This is a genomic window from Wenzhouxiangella sp. YN1 (assembly GCF_056324145.1).
In genome coordinates this window covers 1-352 of record NZ_JBJNIO010000007.1, presented here as the reverse complement: position 1 = coordinate 352, position 352 = coordinate 1, and the positions used below count along the sequence as shown (strand labels likewise).

At 60.5% G+C, this 352-nt stretch carries 1 tRNA gene; it reads left to right on the top strand.

Annotation, left to right across the window (positions count from 1 at the left end):
* Positions 1–173: 173 nt before the first annotated feature.
* Positions 174–260 (top strand) — tRNA-Leu (locus ACEWQZ_RS00010).
* Positions 261–352: the final 92 nt, after the last annotated feature.

The following is a 352-nucleotide window of genomic DNA, read 5'->3' as shown; positions in this document are numbered from 1 at the left end:
TCCCCATCCGGATCGTGGCCCAGGTTCCCCCCTTGCCTGGGCCACACCTATTCCGGCGGCCGGAGCCGACACTCCGGCCGCCTTTTTCTTCCGGAGCCTCGTGGCTTCAGAGCAGCAAGACAGAAAAATTTGGACAATCCCGCGGCTGGTCCTATAATGCCGCGCGTCCACCTGCCCAGGTGGCGTAATTGGTAGACGCGCTAGCTTCAGGTGCTAGTGTCCGAAAGGATGTGGGAGTTCGAGTCTCCCCCTGGGCACCAGTTCTACACTCCCGCTTGACGAACCAACTCGGTACGGAACCGATTTCAATCACGGAGCGAGTGCGGTTTCACGCGCAGCGTGAAGAAGCGCT